Source organism: Caulobacter sp. CCH9-E1 (genome assembly GCF_001556515.1).
GTDB lineage: Bacteria > Pseudomonadota > Alphaproteobacteria > Caulobacterales > Caulobacteraceae > Caulobacter.
This window is the reverse complement of sequence record NZ_LSJA01000158.1, coordinates 1-221: the sequence shown is the minus strand read 5'-3', so window position 1 is coordinate 221 and position 221 is coordinate 1. Positions and strand designations below refer to the sequence as shown.

General features: G+C 70.1%; 1 pseudogene. It reads left to right on the top strand.

The features are described 5' to 3' along the window. Positions 1–221, top strand: a pseudogene (locus AX690_RS10165) (N-acetylglucosamine-6-phosphate deacetylase); the annotation flags it as partial.

The window sequence follows — 221 nt, the reverse complement described above, 5'->3', positions numbered from 1 at the left end:
TTCCGGATCCTCGACGACGAGGCCATCGCCCTGCTCTCGTCGCTGAAGCGCGGCAAGCTGTTGCTGACCCTGGCCCCCGAGCGGACCACGCCCGAGGTCATCGCCCGCCTCTCGAAGGCCGGCGTGATCGTGGCGGCCGGCCACACCAACGCCCGCTACGAGACCCTGCGCCAGGCCATCGACCACGGCCTCTCGGGCGTCACCCACCTGTTCAACGCCAT